A 1,431-nucleotide genomic window follows, 5' to 3' on the forward strand; every position below is an offset into this window, starting at 1 on the left:
GATGGTGTCCCGCGAAGTGGTGTAGCCGGTCAAGGTTCGTGAACGCGCGGGTGTCTGCCCGGGGCGTGCATCCGCTGCTGCTGCCTGCTCCCTGAACAAGGGCAGGCCATCGCGCAAGTCTCCGTGGTGAACGGGCAGTTCAACCGGAGGAGTGCACGATGGCCTTGTCCCAGTCTGACCTGATGCGGCTGCTGGAGTCACTACGTACGGCCGACGGAGTTGAGACGATCAGGATGCTGTGCGAGCGCATCCTGCAGGAACTCATCGAGGCCGAAGCGACCGAGACCATCGGTGCCGCCCCGGGCGAGCATTCAAGCGAGCGCACTACCTGGCGCAACGGTCACCGTGACCGGCTGCTGACCACGCAGGCCGGCGACCTGGACCTGAAGATCCCCAAGGTGCGCACCGGGTCGTTCTTCCCCTCCCTGCTCGAACGCCGCCGGCGCATCGACCGGGCCCTGTTCGCCGTGGTGATGGAGGCATACGTGCACGGCGTCTCGACCCGCTCGGTCGACGACCTGGTCAAAGCACTCGGGGCGGACAGCGGCATCTCGAAGTCGCAGGTGTCGCGGATCTGCGGCGAACTCGACGCCGAACTCGAAGCATTCAAGGAACGGCCGCTGGACCACACCGTCTTCCCTTACGTCTTCCTGGACGCGACCTACTGCAAGGCCCGGGTCAACCACCGGATCGTGTCCCAGGCCGTGGTCATCGGCACCGGCATCTCCGTGACCGGCCACCGCGAGATCCTCGGACTGATGGTCGGCGACAGCGAGTCGAAGCCGTTCTGGACGAAGTTCCTGCGTTCCTTACGGGCACGCGGCCTGGAAAACGTCCAGCTTGTCATCTCCGACAGCCACAGCGGCCTGGTGGCCGCGATCCGCACCGTCTTCCTCGGCTCGGCCTGGCAACGATGCCGAGTTCACTTCGTGCGAGACGTCTTCAGCGTGATCGAGAAGGGCTCAGGAGAGATGGTCGCCGCGACCATCCGCACCATCTTCGCGCAGACCACTGGCGAGGCCGTCCGCACCCAACTGAACGTAGTGGCCGACATGCTCGGACGACAGTTCCCGCAGGTCAAGGCAATGCTGTTGGACGCCGCAGGGGACATCACCGCGTTCGCCGACTTCCCGCCCGCGCACTGGAAGAAGATCTGGAGCACCAACCCGCTGGAACGGCTGAACCGGGAGATCAAACGGCGGGCCGACGTCGTCCAGGTCTTCCCCAACCCCGTCGCCCTCGACCGGCTCGCCGCCGCGGTCCTGGCCGAACTCCACGACGAATGGCAGGTCTTCGACCGCCGCTACCTCTCCGAAGCCTCCATGGCCGAACTCCTCACGACGCAGCCGACCGAGGACGATCCCCAGCTTCCACCACAGCAGAAACCGAATCAGCTCGACCAGTGACTACACCACTCGGCGGGACACCATC

Annotated in this window: 1 protein-coding gene; it reads left to right on the plus strand. The window is 65.4% G+C overall.

The window, feature by feature from the left end:
- The first annotated feature begins 158 nt into the window (after nucleotides 1-158).
- Nucleotides 159-1,406, plus strand: a complete 1,248-nt coding sequence (locus AC31A1_RS51370; RefSeq protein ID WP_489659907.1) for an IS256 family transposase — start codon at nucleotides 159-161, stop codon at nucleotides 1,404-1,406.
- Nucleotides 1,407-1,431: the final 25 nt, after the last annotated feature.

Source organism: Streptomyces sp. P5F9 (genome assembly GCF_057961495.1).